Origin of the sequence: Limnospira sp. PMC 1279.21, assembly GCF_032349615.1 — a bacterium.
GTDB classification, from domain to species: Bacteria; Cyanobacteriota; Cyanobacteriia; order Cyanobacteriales; family Microcoleaceae; genus Limnospira; species Limnospira fusiformis.
On record NZ_JARPLU010000400.1, the window covers coordinates 1 to 1265 of the forward strand.

Annotated in this window: 4 protein-coding genes; 1 reads left to right on the top strand and 3 read right to left on the bottom strand. The window is 43.7% G+C overall.

All coding sequences use genetic code 11. The features are described from left to right. The first annotated feature begins 127 nt into the window (after positions 1–127). Entirely contained in the window at positions 128–298 is a 171-nt protein-coding gene (locus tag P5683_RS24940) for a hypothetical protein (RefSeq protein ID WP_155839117.1), read from the top strand. Positions 299–335: 37 nt separating this feature from the next. Here the strand turns inward: P5683_RS24940 and P5683_RS24945 are convergent, their stop codons facing one another. The 3 genes from P5683_RS24945 to P5683_RS24955 all read right to left on the bottom strand — a co-directional run. Further along, entirely contained in the window at positions 336–719 is a 384-nt protein-coding gene (locus tag P5683_RS24945) for an HNH endonuclease (RefSeq protein ID WP_006622744.1), read from the bottom strand. 6 nt (positions 720–725) lie between these two features. Next, positions 726–929 carry a hypothetical protein gene (locus P5683_RS24950; RefSeq protein WP_006622733.1) on the bottom strand — a complete coding sequence of 68 codons (204 nt, stop codon included), beginning with the start codon at positions 927–929 and terminating at the stop codon, positions 726–728. An 82-nt stretch (positions 930–1011) separates the two neighbouring features. Next, a partial coding sequence (locus P5683_RS24955; RefSeq protein WP_315647037.1) for a hypothetical protein occupies positions 1012–1265 on the bottom strand: 254 nt, incomplete at its 5' end.

Here is a 1265-nt window from a genome sequence, read left to right on the forward strand (position 1 = left end):
ATATTTGTATCTATACAATTAGATGATTTTTGTCTGGTTGATGATGGTGCGTTACCGAGCGGATTTTTAGGCTAATTATTAGGTAATTAAATTCTCGTCGCCCCTAACACTACCCCTTAGGCTATTTATGGAGAAACCGGGTTTCTTTAATAAATCTTGGCAGAAATGCGCTGTTGTAGAAACCCAGTTTCTTTTCGGGGGTGCGATCGCTTCGCTCTCCAGCCATAGCCATCATCAAAAAATGCACACAATGTTCTTGGAATCAGAGAAAGCGATCGCTCGACCTCTACTTAATTGATATCTTCCGGGGGTGGATGTCGCCCCAGTAATTCTTCTTATGCCCGAATTGCCAACATCGTTGACCGATTCAAATTAAGAACTTTCACCGTTGCTCTACCCGTTGCCGTTAACCCGACGATCGCCTCCACGCCATTCCCAGCAAAATGAGTATTCCATCTTTGTTGGCGAGGATTAAAAATACAGACAACCTCGCCTGTTTCAGGATCCTCAATTTCCTGACGCGCTCCCTTGCGAAGCGAACAGGAAACACAAGCAAGATCTAAATTGTCTGCCGTAGTTTCGCCCCCAGCCACAACGGGAATAATATGGTCGATGTGAAATGTAGCGACTTGACCCACCTGAGAAATCCCGCAATATTCACAACGATTATTGGCTCGCTGAATCACCAAGCGACGGAGAGTAGCTGGAATTTTGGTCATTGATAATTATTGACTCACTCGCGTTGAACGTAACTGTAACAAAGATAAAAATTCCACCAGTTCCACCAGTCCCTCGGCTTCCTGTCTTTCTGCTTGAGACAAAGGATAGCCTTCATCCTGACGATCTAAGAGAAATTGCAATCGATTTTGAACGGCTGGGGGCAGTTGAAAGCGAGTCAGTTCAATGGGAATTTCGACGATTTCGGGCATAAGTGTCGTTAGCCTAGGTCTGTATTTACGATGATTCTATTCTAATCGCCCGATCTGAGAAACCGGGGTTCTTTAATAAATATTAACATAAAACCAAAATTATCGCAGAAACCCGGTTTTTTTTCGGGGGTGCGATCGCCTGGACTAGGAAATCTGAATTAATTTTATAGATTGCCATACAGAATTGCTTGACGAGCATAATATTTGCTATAATAAATAATAGTATCTCCCCTCCCCCCCTTCTGTATATACGGAGTGACCAATGGACACGGCAAAGCTGTTTATGAGTGGGAATAGTCAGGCGGTACTCTTGCCTAAGAGTTATCGTTTTTCTGG